This window comes from Rhodococcus sp. SORGH_AS_0301 (genome assembly GCF_030818285.1).
Lineage (GTDB): Bacteria > Actinomycetota > Actinomycetes > Mycobacteriales > Mycobacteriaceae > Rhodococcoides.
The window spans coordinates 2,246,600-2,262,106 of the sequence record NZ_JAUTAC010000002.1 but is presented as its reverse complement, the minus strand read 5'-3'; the positions used below and the strand labels follow the sequence as shown (position 1 = coordinate 2,262,106).

At 70.5% G+C, this 15,507-nt stretch carries 16 protein-coding genes; 3 read left to right on the top strand and 13 right to left on the bottom strand.

Annotation, left to right across the window (positions count from 1 at the left end):
• Positions 1-81 precede the first annotated feature (81 nt).
• The 3 genes from QE397_RS11200 to QE397_RS11190 all read left to right on the top strand — a co-directional run bounded on the left by QE397_RS11200 (position 82) and on the right by QE397_RS11190 (position 2,112).
• On the top strand, positions 82-723 hold the full coding sequence (locus QE397_RS11200; RefSeq protein WP_056447722.1) for a pyridoxamine 5'-phosphate oxidase family protein: 642 nt from the start codon (positions 82-84) through the stop codon (positions 721-723).
• Between the two features lie 294 nt (positions 724-1,017).
• Positions 1,018-1,557: a nucleotidyltransferase family protein gene (locus tag QE397_RS11195; RefSeq protein ID WP_307093359.1), complete on the top strand. Its 540-nt coding sequence runs from the start codon at positions 1,018-1,020 to the stop codon at positions 1,555-1,557.
• Between the two features lie 42 nt (positions 1,558-1,599).
• On the top strand, positions 1,600-2,112 hold the full coding sequence (locus QE397_RS11190) for a bifunctional 2-polyprenyl-6-hydroxyphenol methylase/3-demethylubiquinol 3-O-methyltransferase UbiG (protein ID WP_307093357.1): 513 nt from the start codon (positions 1,600-1,602) through the stop codon (positions 2,110-2,112).
• On the opposite strand, the gene QE397_RS11185 is transcribed toward QE397_RS11190, so the two are convergent.
• From QE397_RS11185 to QE397_RS11125, 13 genes are all read right to left on the bottom strand, one after another.
• Complete coding sequence (locus QE397_RS11185) at positions 2,091-2,816, bottom strand: haloacid dehalogenase type II (RefSeq protein ID WP_307093354.1); 726 nt, start codon at positions 2,814-2,816, stop codon at positions 2,091-2,093. The genes QE397_RS11190 and QE397_RS11185 overlap by 22 nt on opposite strands.
• 115 nt (positions 2,817-2,931) lie before the next feature.
• Positions 2,932-4,725: an acetyl/propionyl/methylcrotonyl-CoA carboxylase subunit alpha gene (locus QE397_RS11180; RefSeq protein ID WP_285188779.1), complete on the bottom strand. Its 1,794-nt coding sequence runs from the start codon at positions 4,723-4,725 to the stop codon at positions 2,932-2,934.
• 89 nt (positions 4,726-4,814) lie between these two features.
• On the bottom strand, positions 4,815-6,272 hold the full coding sequence (locus tag QE397_RS11175) for a condensation domain-containing protein (protein ID WP_307093350.1): 1,458 nt from the start codon (positions 6,270-6,272) through the stop codon (positions 4,815-4,817).
• A 102-nt stretch (positions 6,273-6,374) separates the two neighbouring features.
• The gene (locus QE397_RS11170; protein WP_037186768.1) at positions 6,375-6,794 is read right to left on the bottom strand and encodes a SufE family protein; all 420 of its coding nucleotides are present in this window, start codon (positions 6,792-6,794) and stop codon (positions 6,375-6,377) included.
• Positions 6,791-7,678: a sulfurtransferase gene (locus QE397_RS11165; RefSeq protein WP_222627152.1), complete on the bottom strand. Its 888-nt coding sequence runs from the start codon at positions 7,676-7,678 to the stop codon at positions 6,791-6,793. Before QE397_RS11165 ends, QE397_RS11170 begins: the two co-directional genes overlap by 4 nt.
• A gap of 82 nt (positions 7,679-7,760) precedes the next feature.
• On the bottom strand, positions 7,761-8,441 hold the full coding sequence (locus tag QE397_RS11160) for a nucleoside triphosphate pyrophosphatase (RefSeq protein ID WP_056447730.1): 681 nt from the start codon (positions 8,439-8,441) through the stop codon (positions 7,761-7,763).
• Positions 8,438-8,695, bottom strand: coding sequence for an acyl-CoA carboxylase subunit epsilon (locus QE397_RS11155; protein ID WP_027506905.1), 258 nt, complete (start codon positions 8,693-8,695; stop codon positions 8,438-8,440). The genes QE397_RS11160 and QE397_RS11155 overlap by 4 nt, the downstream gene beginning before the upstream one ends.
• Positions 8,696-8,731: 36 nt before the next feature.
• Entirely contained in the window at positions 8,732-9,298 is a 567-nt protein-coding gene (locus QE397_RS11150; protein ID WP_307093348.1) for a hypothetical protein, read from the bottom strand.
• Positions 9,299-9,557: 259 nt separating this feature from the next.
• Positions 9,558-10,121 (bottom strand): hypothetical protein, encoded by a 564-nt coding sequence (locus QE397_RS11145; protein WP_307093346.1) that lies wholly within the window; start codon positions 10,119-10,121, stop codon positions 9,558-9,560.
• The gene (locus tag QE397_RS11140) at positions 10,112-11,542 is read right to left on the bottom strand and encodes a condensation domain-containing protein (RefSeq protein ID WP_307093345.1); all 1,431 of its coding nucleotides are present in this window, start codon (positions 11,540-11,542) and stop codon (positions 10,112-10,114) included. Before QE397_RS11140 ends, QE397_RS11145 begins: the two co-directional genes overlap by 10 nt.
• Entirely contained in the window at positions 11,539-12,999 is a 1,461-nt protein-coding gene (locus QE397_RS11135; RefSeq protein ID WP_307093343.1) for a condensation domain-containing protein, read from the bottom strand. Before QE397_RS11135 ends, QE397_RS11140 begins: the two co-directional genes overlap by 4 nt.
• A 58-nt stretch (positions 13,000-13,057) precedes the next feature.
• Positions 13,058-13,933, bottom strand: a complete 876-nt coding sequence (locus QE397_RS11130; RefSeq protein ID WP_307093341.1) for a glycosyltransferase family 2 protein — start codon at positions 13,931-13,933, stop codon at positions 13,058-13,060.
• Positions 13,930-15,267 carry a glycosyltransferase gene (locus QE397_RS11125; RefSeq protein ID WP_307093339.1) on the bottom strand — a complete coding sequence of 446 codons (1,338 nt, stop codon included), beginning with the start codon at positions 15,265-15,267 and terminating at the stop codon, positions 13,930-13,932. The genes QE397_RS11130 and QE397_RS11125 overlap by 4 nt, the downstream gene beginning before the upstream one ends.
• Positions 15,268-15,507 lie beyond the last annotated feature (240 nt).

Sequence of the window (15,507 nt, the reverse complement as noted above, 5' to 3'; positions counted from 1 at the left end):
GTCGAGACCGCACAAAGTCGGGGCACCGGTCCGCGCTGGTCGTTGGGTGATCCGCCAACAGGTGGTGAAGAGTGAGGGGCGATGAGCAACCACTATCACCACCTGGTGTTCGGACCCTCGGCGCTGGCGCGGCAGCGCGCGAAGGGCAGCTACACGGCCTACGGTGCGCAGACGGAACGCGGCGACGACGGACCCGACGCACTCGACGGCCGCGAGAAGGTGATCATCCGCGCCGCGGACCAGTTCTACCTGTCGACGGTCACCGAGACCGGATGGCCCTACGTCCAGTACCGCAGCGGGCCGGCCGGGTTCCTGCAGGTGCTCGACGACCACACACTCGCGTTCGCCGACTTCGCCGGGAACAACCAGTACGTGACGGCCGGCAATCTCGACGCGAACGACCGCGTGGCGCTGATCGTCGTGGACTACCCGCGCCGCCAGCGCGTGAAGATCTACGGGCGCGCGACGGTGGTCGAGGGAAGTGCGGACCCGGCGTTGCTCGAGCGACTTCGGCAGGTGCCCGGCGGCACCGTCGAGTCGCGGTGCGAGCGCAGCGTCGTGATCTCCGTCGAGGCGATCGACTGGAACTGCACCCGCAGCATCATCCCGCGCTACGACCAGGACTACGTGAGCAGGATGGGTGCGCTGTACGAGCGCGACGCCGCGGCGCGGGAGAAGGTGCTGCTCGACCGCATCGCCGAGCTCGAGGCGCGGCTGGAGTAGGGGGCGGGGGGTGCGCGGGGTGTTCCACTCGCGGGCGCTGGGGGCGGGTTCCCGCGCGTGGGTGCGAAAAGTGGGACGTGGCGCCCGGGAGGTGGAGTTTCTGCTGCCCTCGGCGGCGGATGGGGCGGGATCCCGCGCCATTCGGCGTCGAGCGGAGCGTCACGTGCGCGGGGTGTTCCACTCGCGGGCGCTGGGGGCGGGTTCCCGCGAGTGGGTGCGAAAAGTGGGACGTGGCGCCCGGGAGGTGCTCGACGCGCACTGGCGCCGGGGACGCAGCCCGTGCAGGGTGGTCGCATGACGACGGTCGGCGTGGTGCTCGCGGCGGGTGCGGGCACCCGGTACGGCGCCCCCAAGATCCTGGCGCACGACGGGCTCTGGTTGGACCTGGCGGTGCGGGCGCTGCGCGAGGGCGGGTGCGACGAGGTCCTGGTCGTCGTGGGTGCCGCGGCACCGGAGATGCCTCCCGGCGCGCAGGCCGTGGTGAACGACGAGTGGCGCACCGGCATGGGCAGCTCGGTCCGGGTGGGCCTGCAGACATGTGAGACGACCGACGCCGACCTCGCGGTGCTGCACCTGGTGGACACCCCCGACATCGGCGCCGAGGTGGTGGGGCGGGTTCTCGACCACGCCGCGAGCACTGGAATCGCGCGGGCCACCTTCGATGACACTCCCGGTCACCCCGTGGTGCTCGCGCGCCGGTGGTGGGCGGAGGTCGCGGAGGCGGCGACGGGGGATCAGGGCGCCCGCACCTTCCTCCGCGGCAACCCCGACGTGATCACCGTCGAGTGCGGGGACCTCGCGACGGGTCGCGATCACGACCGCCCGAGCCCCTGACGATTACGCCGAGGCCCGGCTGGGCACAGGACAGTCATGCCGATGAGTTCGTCCGAAGGTAAGTCCTGGACCCGCGACCGTGTCCACGCCCTGGGGTCCGAGCGACCCGTCTCCGTGCTCGACATCGGACCGGGGGTGGGGACCTACGCGAAACTGCTTGCAGGGCCGCAGCTCTCCCGCATCATCGGTGTCGAGATCTGGGAGCCGTACGTGGAGACCTACCGCCTCCACGAGTACTACGACGAGATCATCCTCGGTGACGCGCGCACGGTGGACCTGCCGACGGCGGACGTGGTGATCATCGGCGACGTGGCGGAGCACATGACCGAGGCCGACGCGGTGGCGCTGTGGGCCAAGTGCTGTGCGGCCGCGACGCGGGCGGCGTACCTGTCGATCCCGATCGTCCACTACCCGCAGCACGAGATCGAGGGCAATCCGCACGAGATCCACGTCGACGAGGACTGGAATCACGAGCGCGTGCTGTCCTCCTTCGAGGGCATCGGCGCCTGGGAACTCGGGTCCGAGGTCGGCGTCTACGAACGACTGCTCGCCTGACCGGACCGGAGAAGCCTGCCCAGTTCCTCGAGGTCGTCGACGACGAACTCCCAGTCGTCGGTGGGTTCGGACTCGGTCTGCTGCGGTCCGTGCTCGTGCGGGCGGCGCACGAAGGCGGTCTGTAGTCCGCACCCACGGGCGGCGGCGAGATCATCGTTGTGTGTCGCGACCATCAGGCACTGGCCGGGAGCGAAATCGAGCAACTCCGCCGTCCGCAGATACGACTCGGGAGTCGGCTTGTAGGCCTGCACCACCTCCGCGCCGAGGACCGCGTCCCAGGGGATGCCGGCACGCTTGGCCATGTCGAGGAGCAACGACACGTTGCCGTTGGACAGGGGTGCCACGATGACGGACTCGCGGACGGCTGCGATACCGGCGACCGAGTCCGGCCACGGCGGCAACCGGTGCCACGCCAGAGTGAGATCGTCGACCGCCTCGGTGGGGAGCACGTACTCCGCCAGCAGTTCCACGAGACTCTCGCGGTGCAGCACGTCGAGCTTGGTGAAGGGGCGCTCACCGGTCCGGATCGGTTGCATCGAGGGCTGGTACCTCGCACGCCACAGGTCCGCGAAGTCGCCCGGATCGATGTCGTCGCGTTCGGGGGCGTACTCCTCCAGCCAGCGCCGCACCTCGTCGGCGATTCCCCCGCGCCAGTCGACGACGGTGCCGAACACGTCGAAGAGAGCGGCCCGGACCTCTGTCACGACGCGTGCCCGTACGAGCCGGGAGACGGGAACGCCCGCCCTCGTCGATCGGTTCTCACGTGCGGACTGTCGTCGGCCATGAGAGGAGCGTAACGGGGGCGGGCGTCCGGCCGGCTCACTTCAGTTCTGCGAGAACAGTTCCCTGGGTGATGGCGGAGCCGGGCTCCACGGCGAGTCCGGTGACGACGCCGTCCTTGTGGGCGGTGACGGGGTTTTCCATCTTCATGGCCTCGAGGACGGCGATGAGGTCGCCGGCGACGACTTCCTGGCCCTCGGTGACGGCGACCTTGACGACGGTGCCCTGCATGGGTGCGGTGACGGCGTCACCGGACGCGGCAGCGCTGCCGGCGCCGCCACGGGTGCGCGCCTTGGGCTTGCGACGAATGACGTTGCCACCGGCAGCAGCATTGCCGCCGAGCGAGAACTGGCCGGGCAGGGACACCTCGACACGGCGGCCGCCGACCTCGACGACGACGTTCTGTCGGGGTCCGTTCTCGTCGTCCTCGATGGGGGCGCCGGCGGTGAACGGTTCGACGGTGTTGTCCCACTCGGTCTCGATCCACCGGGTGTGGACGTCGAAGGACTGACCGTCGCCGATGAAGGCCGGGTCGGAGACGACGGCGCGGTGGAACGGGATGACGGTGGCGAGGCCCTCGACGCGGAACTCGGCGAGGGCGCGGCGCGAGCGAGCGAGGGCTTCCTCGCGGGTGGCGCCGGTGACGATGAGCTTGGCGAGCATGGAGTCGAACTGGCCGCCGATGACGGAGCCGGACTCGACACCGGAGTCGACGCGCACGCCGGGGCCCTCGGGGGCGATGAAGGTGGTGACCGGTCCGGGGGCGGGGAGGAAGCCGCGGCCGGCGTCCTCACCGTTGATGCGGAACTCGAAGGAGTGTCCGCGCGGTGCCGGGTCCTCGGTGATGGAGAGTTCGTCGCCGTTGGCGATGCGGAACTGCTGCAGCACCAGGTCGATGCCGGAAGTCTCCTCGGTGACGGGGTGTTCGACCTGCAGGCGGGTGTTGACCTCGAGGAAGGAGACGAGTCCGTCCTGTCCGACGAGGTACTCGACGGTGCCGGCGCCGTAGTAGCCGGCTTCCTTGCAGATGGCCTTGGCGGAGGCGTGGATCTCGGCGCGCTGGTCGTCGGTGAGGAACGGTGCGGGAGCTTCCTCGACGAGCTTCTGGAAGCGGCGCTGCAGGGAGCAGTCGCGGGTGCCGGCGACGACGACGTTGCCGTGTTGGTCGGCGATGACCTGTGCTTCGACGTGGCGGGGCTTGTCGAGGTAGCGCTCGACGAAGCACTCGCCACGGCCGAAGGCGGAGACGGCTTCGCGGGTGGCGGAATCGAAGAGCTCGGGGATCTCCTCGCGGGTGCGGGCGACCTTCATGCCGCGTCCGCCGCCGCCGAAGGCGGCCTTGATGGCGATGGGGAGGCCGTGCTCGTCGGCGAAGGCGAGGATCTCGTCGGCGTCCTTGACGGGTTCGGACGTGCCGGGCACGGAGGGGGCCTTCGCGCGGGTGGCGATGTGGCGGGCGGTGACCTTGTCGCCGAGGTCGCGGATGGACTGCGGGGACGGTCCGATCCAGATCAGGCCGGCGTCGAGGACGGCCTGGGCGAAGTCGGCGTTCTCGGAGAGGAAGCCGTAGCCGGGGTGGATCGCGTCGGCGCCGGACTTGGCGGCGGCGTCGATGATCTTGTCGATCGCGAGGTAGGACTCGGCGGAGGTCTGACCGCCGAGGGCGAAGGCTTCGTCGGCGAGGCGGACGAAGGGCGCGTCGGCGTCGGGTTCGGCGTAGACCGCGACGGAGGTGTAGCCGGCGTCGGCCGCTGCGCGGATCACACGTACCGCTATCTCACCGCGGTTCGCGACGAGAACCTTGCTGATGCGGGCAGTGGCGTGGCTGGGCACGAAGCCTCCTGTGAGGTCGGGTGGGCCGTCGCGTGGTGTCGCTCCGGCGGACGAGCACGGGCCTTCGCCCGCGCCATCGGTTGGTCATCCTAGTTTCGGAGTGTAGGGGTGAGGTCACTCCGGGCCCGCACGAGGTGTGTCCCGGTGGTCACGACGTCGCTGAGCACGGTCCGCAGTTCTGCCACGAACCGGTGGACGGCAGCGGTGGCGACCTCGCTGCTGGGGAACCGGGCCGAGATGTTGACGCCCTGCGGAGTGCGATGCACCCACAGGTAGACGTCGTGGTCGTACTTCCTGCTCCGCAGTGCGCGCGCGTTGACGTCGGGCCACGTCCGCGCGTCGGGTGCGAAGCGCACGTCCATGAAGGAGACGACGAAACGCGGGGTGTCGTGCAGGTCGATCGCCTCGGCGACGAGATCGAGGGGGACGCGCGAGATCGGACGAGTGCGTGCGATCTCGGCTCCCGCGCGCACGACGACGTCTCCGAACGACTCGCCGTCCGCGACGTCGAACGCGAGGGGAGCCACGCCGACGAACCAGCCGAGGGACGCGGCCCACGACGGGTCGTGACGGGTGTGCATCGGGGTGACCGTGCGGAAGCGCCCGGCACCGGACACGGCAGCCGCCGCAGCGCCCATCGAGGCCATGAGGCCGGCGGAGAAGCCCGGACCGGCGCGGCGGCACGCCACGGTGAACGCGTCCGCCTCCTCGGGCGAGAGGATCCACGCGGACAGTCCGGCCTGCGGGATCGGCACCTCCGGGACAGGTCCGATGTCGAGCGGGAAGGACGGGAATCGTCCCCCGTCCTCGGCGAGGAAGTTCGCCCACTCCACGGCGGCGTCGTGCGTCCGGTCGACGCCGCTGCAGAGGGTGCGCTCGAGTTCGCCGAAATCGAGGTAACTGCCGGTGGGGAAGAGCCCTGCCGGGGCGCCGGTGGTCTCCTGCTCGTAGAGGCGGGTGAGTTCGTGCGCGATGAGCACGATGGACAGTCCGTCGATGATCGAGTGATCGGCGGCGAAGAACACGGTGAAGTGGTCCGGTGCCGCGTCGCCGCCGGAGTGTCCGGTGGGTTCGAGAGTGACGAACGCGTACGACGGCCACACCAGCGGCGACGTGTACTCGTCGAACAGGTGCTGAAGATGCTGGTACACCTCGCCGGCCTGCGTGCACGCGTCCTGCTGAATGACCCAGATGTCGGTGGCACCGACCGGGGCCGTCACGCGCGAGAGCAGGCCCGTGTCGGGGTCGACGGTGGCGTTGGACCGCATGCCCTCGTGCCGGTCGATCCACGCCAGCACCGCGCGCCGGAACGCGGCGGTGTCGAGCGGGCCCGCGATGTCGAACGCGGTGCCGAGCCACGACTCGCGACCGGCGGACGGCCAGGCCAGGGTGCGACGCAGGTGCGCCTCGTGCACGTAGGAGGTGGGCCGATCGTCGGGCAGCCACCCCGCGTCCTCCGGCGTCGATGCGTGCGGACCGACACTCGGGATCCATTCGGTGAGGGTGCCTGCCGGAATCGGGTAGTCGACCAGTTCGGTGAACTCCACGATTCGGCTGTCCTTCCACACCGGCGCGACGCCCCGTCCGGACGCCGCTCTCGGTACCTCAGTCTACCGCCGAGAGCGACATTGTCCGAACAAAGCGGCGAGTCAGGACCGCAGGTGCTGTTTGACGCGGCTGAGCATCGCCGACATCCCGCGCAGCCGTAGCGGACTCACGGCCGCCGCGAGTCCCAGCTCGGTGTAGAAGTCGTCCGGGACGTCGAGGATGTCGTCGGCGGGAAGACCGTCGAGCCCCTGCGCCAGGATCGACGCGAAGCCGCGCGTGGTCGGTGCCTCCGGCGGGGCGCTGAAGTACAGGCGCACCGCAGACCGGTCGGACGAGTCCACCGACAGGAACAGCGGTGACTGGCACTCCGGGACGGGCTCCATCGCGGCCTGCTCGAGACCTGCGGGCAAGGCCGGCAGCTCCTTGCTGAACTCGAGCAGCATCGTGATCTTGTCCTGGCCCTCGACGGCCGCGAAGTCGTCGACGATCTCGGCCAGCGGCGCGGGCAGTGTTCCGCTCACTGCAGGGCTCCGGGCTCCTCGCCGCGCGCGATCGGTGTGCGCACGGCGTTGCCCCACTCGGTCCAGGAACCGTCGTAGTTCCGGACGTTCTCGTAGCCGAGCAGATGCGTCAGCACGAACCACGTGTGCGACGACCGCTCGCCGATGCGGCAGTACGCGATGACGTCGGCGTCGGAGGACACGTCCCCGTAGACCTCGTCGAGCTCGGTGCGGGACTTGAACCGGCCGTCGGGTGCCGCGGCCTTCGCCCACGGGATGCTCAGCGCTGTCGGGATGTGTCCACCGCGCAGCGCGCCCTCGTCGGGGTAGTCGGGCATGTGGGTGCGCTCGCCGGTGTACTCGGCGGGGGACCGCACATCGACCAGCGGGCCGGATCCGAGGTGTGCGAGGACGTCGTCCTTGAACGCACGGATGGCTGCGTCGTCGCGCTCGACGACGGGGTAGTCCGCCCCGGAGATGTCGGGGACGTCGAGTGTGGTGTCGCGGTTCTCGGCGAGCCAGGCGTCGCGTCCACCGTCCAGCAGGCGCACGTCCTCGTGGCCGAACAGGGTGAAGACCCACAGCGCGTACGCGGCCCACCAGTTGCTCTTGTCGCCGTAGATGACGACGGTGTCGTCGCGCGAGATGCCCTTGCGGTTCATCAGGTCGGCGAACTTCTCGCCGTCGACGTAGTCGCGCGTGACGGGGTCGTTCAGGTCGAGATGCCAGTCGATCTTGACCGCGCCGGGGATGTGGCCGACGTCGTAGAGGAGCACGTCCTCGTCGGACTCGACGACCTTGAGTCCGGGTGTGCCGATGTTGGCGGAGAGCCACTGCGTCGTGACGAGTCGTTCGGGGTGCGCGAACGACGCGAAGGCGGGGTGGGGATCTGGCGCGACGGACACGTGCGTCTCCTGAGGTTGTCAGACGGGGGGTCGAACTGATTGTGCGTGACCACACGATCCTAGGGCGCGCGTCGGGACGGCGTCAGACGCTGGTGTCGTCGATCCCGTCACGATGCGCCGCGGCGCTCTCCCACAGATCGGCGATGCCGACACCCACCTCGGCGAGCAACCGGCGTACCAGCGGCAGCCCGATACCGATGACGGACGACGGGTCACCCTCGATGCCGTCGACGAACCAGCCACCGAGACCGTCGAGGGTGAACGCCCCCGCGACGGCGAGTGGCTCGCCCGAGCGAAGGTAGGCCTCGAGGTCCCGCTCGGTCGGCGAGGAGAAGTGCACCGTGGTCCCGCAGTGGGCCGCGCCGCGTGCGGTCACCCGGCCGTCGTCGAGCCGTAGGACGCAGTGACCGGTGAGCAGGTCACCGCTCGCACCGGCCATCGCCGCCCAGCGTTCGCGAGCGACGGCGACGTCTCGTGGTTTGCCCACGAGGTCGCCGCCGATCGACAGCATGGAGTCGCAGCCCACGACGACGACGGTGCCGGTCGACAGCTCCGGATCGTGGGCGAGAGCCTCTGCGATCACGGCCGCCTTGGCCGCGGCCAGCTCGGTGACCACCACCTCGTGCGGGGAGTCGGAGGGCAGTGCTGCGGCGACCGCGTCCTCGTCGACGTCCGAGACCCGGACGATCGGATCCACCCCGGCTGCCCGCAACACGGCCAGGCGGGCGGGCGAGCGCGACGCGAGTACGAACCGGACCGTCACCGCGGTCCGGTGACCCCGGTGGTGAACGAGTAGGGCGAGAAGGCCGTGCCCGCGCGGTGCATGGTGGACGGGCGACCCCAGTGATCGAGCACGGGGATCTCGGTCGGCCCGGCGTCGGCCGTGGCGGCGGACAGGACGGCCACGAGGGCGGCGATCTCCTCGTCGGTCGGGTTGCCCGACTCGACGCGCAGGAAGGGCGCCGAGGGAGCGGTCTCGTCCGTACCGGACTCGGTCCGGTCGTCGGCTGATGTCACGAAGCGTCTCCTCCAGGTGCAGGTGTTCCCCGAACTCTAGGGGACGGTGACCGGCGCGTCGGCCGCGGTCCGGGTGTCCACCGCGAACCGTAGGGCGGCCTCGCACGGCTGGGCGACGAGTGCGAGGTGGTCCGTGACGGCGGCCACGAAGGCCTCGATCGTGGTGCGGGCGGTCGGGTTGTCGGGGAACCGGCTCCGCAGTGCGAGACCGTCCGCGGTGCGGGAGATCCAGAACTGCGCGTCGTCGGAGACGGTGACGTTGGAGATGTGGTGGGCGTCGATGCTGCGCAGCAGGTCGTGTCCGGGGGCCGACCGGTAGTCGACGTAGGACACCATGAAGACGTCCTTGCGCGGGCGCCGGAGTCCGCCCGCGGCCTCGACCACGCGGGCGATGGGCACCTCGCCCAGCGCGACCGCGCGTCGCACCGCCGGACCGGTCGAGCGGATCGTGGCCCTCAGGTCGCTCTCGGTGACGACCTCGAGCGGCGCGTTGGTGACGAACCAGCCGACGGACGACCGCCACGCCGCGGATCGACGGGTGTGCAGCGGGAACAGCAGGGGAACCGTGGCGGCACCACCGAGGTCGCGTACCGCGTGCGCCATGGCCGCGAGCACACCGGCGTAGAGGCTGGCCCCGTCGGCCCGGCACCCGGTCTCGGCCGCGTCGGCCTCCCGTGCGGTGAGCAGGGTGTCGACGCGGACCGCACAGCGGTCCGTGCGCCCGTGCGGGACTCCGAGATCGAGAGGGAACTGTGGCGGAGCGCCGGCGCCCGCGTGCAGGAAGTCGACCCACGTGCGGAGCCGGTCGTCCGCGAGGTCGATCGGCGTGCCCGCGGACTCGGCTGCGCAGTAGTCGACGAAGTCACCCGGATCCGGCGCGGGTCTCCGGCTCGCCGAGATAGCCCCGACGGACGTCGTCGATGACGACCGCCAGCGAATAGGCGTCGACGTGCGCGTGATCGAACCCGCACACCACCGTGGAGACGTCCGGACGATCGATGGCGAGGAAGGTGTAGGCCGGTGCGGAGAAGGGAGCGCACGCGGCGTCGAGCGCGGCGCGCACGACGCGGTGCGCCTCCGGGACGGACGGGACCGCGATGTCCGGTCGTCGTCGGAGGGTGAGCGCACCCTGCGGATGGTTCACGCGTGACGGACCGGCGTCGGACCGCACGAACCCGGTCCGGAGCGAACCGTGGCGTGCGACCAACCGCTCGAGAGAACGCTCCAGGGCATCGGTGTCCAGCGGCCCCGGGACGTCGAACGATGCTGCGAGCCAGGTGCTTCCGTCGTCGACGTCGGCGAGGTGCGCACTCTGGTTGAACGACGGCGGGACCGTCGACGGAACGGGTTCGGCGTCGGAACGCACGAGCCACTGCAGGACGACGCCGGGGCGCGGGGCCCAGGCGTCCACTCCGATCACGTGCACGCGCCACCACCGACGACGCGGTTCCCGTCCCGCGCGACCGTCTGCAGGACCTCCCGCAGGTGCTGGTGGTATCGCGCCACCTGCCGCTGAGCCTCGGGCGTCGCGGGAGTCTGCGACCCGAGATAGAAGTGGCGATCGTCCCGGTTGAACCACATGGACGCGTTCGCGGTGCGGCCCTCGCCGGTGAACAGGATCGCGTCGTCGTCGGCCTCGGAGCCGTGGCCGGGGAACCAGCGGAAATCGATGTAGGACAACAGGTGCGGGCTCGATGCCAGTCCGGCGCCGCCGACACCGGACTCGAAGAGCAGCTGCAGCACCTTCCCGATCGGCGCTGCCGCGGTGGCCTTCGTGCGGGCGTAGGCCTCGCTCGCCCGACCGACGAGGGTGCGGAAGTCGCCGGCGCCCGCCACGGGGAACGTCACGGGCGCGAAATTGCAGAACCAGCCCTGGGACAGGGCGAAGTCCCCGAGGTGGCGGGTACCGAGCACGGTGATGCCGGCGTAGTCGTCTCGGCCCGCGAGCTCGTGATCGGTGATCGCGACCGCGGCGAACAGGCCCGTGACGAACTTCCCACCCGCCTCCCGGCACGCGGCGTCGAAGTCCGCGGTGTCGTCCGCGCCCAGCAGGTCCATCTCGATCGGTTCGACGGGAGCGGTCTCACCCGGTGCGAGTCCGAGGTCGAGCGGGAAGGACGGCATCGCGCCGCCGTGGGCTCGCACGACGTCGATCCACTCGGCCAGCTCGGGGGAGTCGGCGTCGACGGCCTCGGCCTTCTCGTTCTCGATCGCGACGTGCTCGAGGAAGCTCCCGGTCCACGCCGAGATGTCGGTGGGTGCACGGTTCGACTGCGCCGCGCGATAGAGATCGATCAGCTCCGCCAGGACCAGGACCTGCGAGGCGCCGTCGGAGAACGCGTGGTCCGCTCCGTAGTAGAGCGTGAATCCCCCCGGTCGCGCCACCGCCCCGAACGCCACGGCGGGCCAACTCAGGGGTGTGGCGTCCCGCGAGAGCCGATCGCGCACGTAGTCGAGGAACTGGTCGGGCGCCGAGCACCCGCCCGCGGAGACGGCCCGCAGGCGCGCGGCCGCCGGGGGAACGCGGCGCCGCACGACCGCGCCGCCGTCCGTCTCGAACCACGTCTGCAGTCCCTCGTGGCGCAGGAGGAACTGCTCGAAGGCGAGGGTCAACGCGGCGACGTCGAGATCTCCGGCGACCTCGGTCGCGGAGCCGAGGTACGCGGTGTGCGTGCCTCCCCGGTCCGCCACCGCGCGCACACCGCGAACATGGTTCTCCTGCAGGAACGACGGCGGGGTGGGATCGACCGGTGCGGACTCGACGAGCGGCCGTGCGTCGTCGACCGGATGCCACTCGAGCAGTTCGCCGGGTGCGGGTTTCCAGTTGCGCATCGCCGTGATGATCATGCGTGCACCGTCCTGTCCGCCCCGCTCTCGACGACGGCGCCGGCGGACTCGCGCAACACCTCCTGGAATCGGGCGAGGTAGGCGTGCACGTTGCGGACCGCCTCCTCGTGGCCGGGGAACCGGGCCGCGATGCTGAGGCCGAGCGGCGTGCGGAGGATCCAGAAGTAGACCTCGTCGCGGGAGGCGGTGGCACTGCGGAGTGTGCGCGTGTTCCACAGCGGCCACGACTCGGCATCGGGGGTGTGGCGCAGATCGAGGTAGGACACCACGAACTGCGGCACCGAGTCCACGTTCAGCAGCCGCGCGACACGGGAGTACGGCTGGCGCGCATAGCCCTTGACGGCGTCCAGGCCGGCGGCAGCGCGGCGCACGGCGTCGTCCACGTCCGAGGCGGGGTCGACGTGGACGTCGACCGGCACCACTCCCACGTACCAGCCGACCGATTCGGCGTACTGGGGCTCGAAGCGCGTGTGCATGGGCATGGTCACACGCAGTCGGTGTTCACCCGCGAGGTCGCGGGAGGTCAGTGCCAGCGCACCGACCACGGCCGCGGTCATGGACGCACCCCGCGCGCGGGTGTGTGCGGCGAGCGCGTCGGTGTCCGCCGCACTCAACAGGTACCGGGAGAGACTGCTCTGCCGCTCGGGACCGTGCTCGTCGTCGGCGCCGACCGGGAGGGGGAACGGGGGGAAGCTGCCGTCGGAGAGGAAGGACGACCAGGTGCGGACCACCTCGTGGTCGGGGGTCAGGCAGTCACCGGTCTCCCGGTCGACGACGCTGAAGTCGAGATGACTGCCGATCGCCGCCAGCCGTGGATCGCGCGCGTGGATCTCGAACTCGTACAGCCGGCGGAGTTCGCTGACGGCCAACAGCATCGAGTACGCGTCCATGACGGAGTGGTCGGCTCCGAAGACGAGCAGGAACCGGTCAGTCTCGTCGTCCTCCTCGGTCGACGAACTCGGGGCGATGTCCTCGACCGTGGCGACCACGCAGTGCGGCCACCGGAACGGCGACAGGGTGCGGGCGAAGAAGTCCGAGACGTCGGCGTGCACGTCGGATCCCGTGCGCCGACGCCCGAGTACACGCGGAACCACGTCCACCGCATCCTCCGGGACGGTGGAGCGGGCGAGACGGGCGCCGCCGTCGGCGTCGACGCCGTCCGTCGTGACCGTCGAGCGGAAGGTCTCGTGGCGAGAGGTCCACGCGCGCAGAGCACGACGCAGCGCCTCGGCGTCGTACCGGTCGTGGATCTCGAACACCGCCCCGATCCAGGCGGCGCCGATCTCGTCCGAGGATCCCGTGGCAGCCTTGGCGAGGCTGTGACGGCAATGTTCCTCGTGCGTGTAGGCCAGTGGTCGGTCGTCCCGATACCAGCGGTCGGTCGCGGTGACGGTGGGGATCCACTCGGTCACCACGCCCCGGGGGAGCGGGTGATCGGCGAGCTCGGTGAATTCCATCTTCGGTCTCACGTCCGTTCGGGTCGAGATCGCAGGGTCGGGAAGTGGAGCGGTGCGCTCAGGGCATTCCGCGATCGGTGCGGGGGCGCAGGAGATGTCGCGCGGAGAAGGATCCGCTGTCGCTGTCGTAGGCGCGGATCATCACGAGTCGGCAGGCGTGGAGCGCGGACACCCCCGGCACGTACAGCACGAGCGCTGCCGCCGCGAGCGCGTGGCGTCGATGCAGTCGCAGGGTTCGGGGGAGGCACGCCATGTAGCGGACGAAGGACCGCATTCCCGATTCCATGCGCCGCGGCGACACTCCCACGGTGAGGGAGGGCAGAAAGGCGTTGCGCCCGCCCGACTCCTGGACGCAGAGCCCCATGTCGACGTCCTCGAAGACGTCGCGGCGCAGCGAGACGTCCTCGCGGATCAGCTTCCACGTCTCGCGGCGCAGGATCATGTTGGAGCCGTACAGGACCGGAACGTCGCGGACCTCCGGCGTGGACGGCGACCGCCGGGCGAGCGGTGACCACCGCGCCTTGATGCGGGCGGCCGCGTCGCCGTAGGGCAGCTCGTACGCCTCACCGCGTCCGCACGCGGCGGCCCAGTGCTGGTCGACGTCGGCGGCGAAGAAGTCGAGAATCGTTGCCGCCCAGTCATCGGGCACGCGGGTGTCGGCATCGATCCGGGCGACGAGATCCCCGGACGCCGCATCCATACCGGCGTTCCGGGCGAAGACGAGACCCTGCTGCTTCTCGGTCACCACGCGGATCTCGGGGTGGTCCGTGGCATGTCGTCGCACGATGTCACGGGTGCCGTCCGCGGAGTTGTTGTCCACGACGATGATCTCGGTGATGCAGTCGAGCTGGGTGCACAGCAGGTCCAGGCACGCGCCGATACACTCCTCCTCGTCGAATGCCGGGACGACGACGGACAGGGACAGTCGGTTCATCGGGAGGTCTCCGTTCGCGAGGCGGTCGGGTGCAGCGGGGCCCTGCGGCACTGCGCTGCCGCCTCGACGAGGTCGGCGCACCGCCGGACCGCATCGGTGGGCGAGACGAGGGAATCCGCGAGACGCTCTGCAGCAGAACCTGTCCGTGGGTGGAGCACCCGGGTCAGAGCGGCATCGAGCGAGGCGGAGGACGCCGATCGTGCGGCGACGCTCGCGCCGACTCGCGAGGCGACGACGCGTCGTCCCCACAGGGGTTGATCGGCACCGACGTGACACACGAGAGTGGGTCGACCGGCGCGCAGACCGGCGGCGGTGGACCCGGCGCCGCCGTGGTGGACGACGGCCTCGCACTGCGGGAGCACCGCGGTGTGGTCGACGGCCGACACCGAGAGGACATCGTGCCCGAACTCGCTGGAACCGGGGGCGTTCTCGCGCAGCAGCCGGTCGTCCCAGCCGCCGACGAGCAGAACGCGTCTCCCGGCACGCCGAACGGCAGCGACGAGTTCGTCGAGAAGAGCCGCGCCGCCGGGGACCGTCATGCTGCCGAACCCGATGTACACCGGTGGTGTGCCCGCGCGGAGCCAGGAATCGAGACCGTCGGTGACCGGGGCAGCTCGCTGCACCGCGGCGCGAGTGCGGGCGTCGGGATGCAGGAAACCGGTGAGCGGTCGCGCCGGGCCCCATTCCTCCGTGAGCCCGGGAAACAGCGCCGCGTCGTACGCCTGGATCTCGGTTACGCCCGAACGCGCCAGCGCCCCAGCGACACTGGATGTCATGGGCGGAAGTCCGAGTTCTGCTCGGAGGGTGGTGTGCGCACCACGGGAGGCGCGCCACAGTGTGGTGTCGAGCGCCCACCACGCCGCGCGGTGCACGAAACCCGGGAGGGCCGACGGTACCGGGACGACGGAGGCGACGCCGTTGCTGCGAACCGGGCAGAAGTGCAGGGGTGCGTAGGGGATCGAGTGCACCTCGGCGACGTCGTACGCGCTCTCCTGACCGACGGACGACCCCACGAGGACATCGCTGCCGGCGGCCAGGTCGGTCAGTGCGGCTCGCGCGGCGCGACCTCCCGCGACGGTGATGGCCGTGACGGCTGCCAACCGGCGGCGCGGGTTGCGCGAGGCCATGTCTCGGGTCACGAGGGGCGAGGTGAGCAGCTCCGCGGTGTCCACACCGCACGGGCGAGCATCGAGGCCGGCGGACGCGGCGAAGGCGACGAGGTTCGGCGGAACGGCGAGCACCACCCGGTGTCCACGTCGTTCCAGCTCGGTGGCCAGGACGACGCCGGGCTGCACGTCGCCTCTACTTCCCTGAAATACCAACGTGAACTGCATGTCTCACCCCCTCGAGCGTTGCTCCGCGACCCCCGCGCGCCGAGCGTCCGCAACTGATGACCTCCGCGAACTGTTCGTGGAACGACCATTGCAGACATGGTGGGACTCCGCCAATCGTGACGTCCTACGCCACACCGACACGCCAGGGTGACGAGTGTCTCGCTGTCCGAGTTGCGATCGGGCCCGTCGTGACATCCCACGCCGCTGCGCCGACCCGACCTCCTTGTTCGGCGTATTCTG

Bases quoted from the DNA above. Each gene is read 5' to 3' on its own strand.
- QE397_RS11195 (WP_307093359.1), top strand. From the start codon at position 1,018: ATGACGACGGTCGGCGTGGTGCTCGCGGCGGGTGCGGGCACCCGGTAC.
- QE397_RS11140 (WP_307093345.1), bottom strand. From the start codon at position 11,542: ATGATCATCACGGCGATGCGCAACTGGAAACCCGCACCCGGCGAACTG.
- QE397_RS11200 (WP_056447722.1), top strand. From the start codon at position 82: ATGAGCAACCACTATCACCACCTGGTGTTCGGACCCTCGGCGCTGGCG.
- QE397_RS11135 (WP_307093343.1), bottom strand. From the start codon at position 12,999: ATGGAATTCACCGAGCTCGCCGATCACCCGCTCCCCCGGGGCGTGGTG.
- QE397_RS11130 (WP_307093341.1), bottom strand. From the start codon at position 13,933: ATGAACCGACTGTCCCTGTCCGTCGTCGTCCCGGCATTCGACGAGGAG.
- QE397_RS11150 (WP_307093348.1), bottom strand. From the start codon at position 9,298: ATGGCGCACGCGGTACGCGACCTCGGTGGTGCCGCCACGGTTCCCCTG.
- QE397_RS11125 (WP_307093339.1), bottom strand. From the start codon at position 15,267: ATGCAGTTCACGTTGGTATTTCAGGGAAGTAGAGGCGACGTGCAGCCC.
- QE397_RS11190 (WP_307093357.1), top strand. From the start codon at position 1,600: ATGAGTTCGTCCGAAGGTAAGTCCTGGACCCGCGACCGTGTCCACGCC.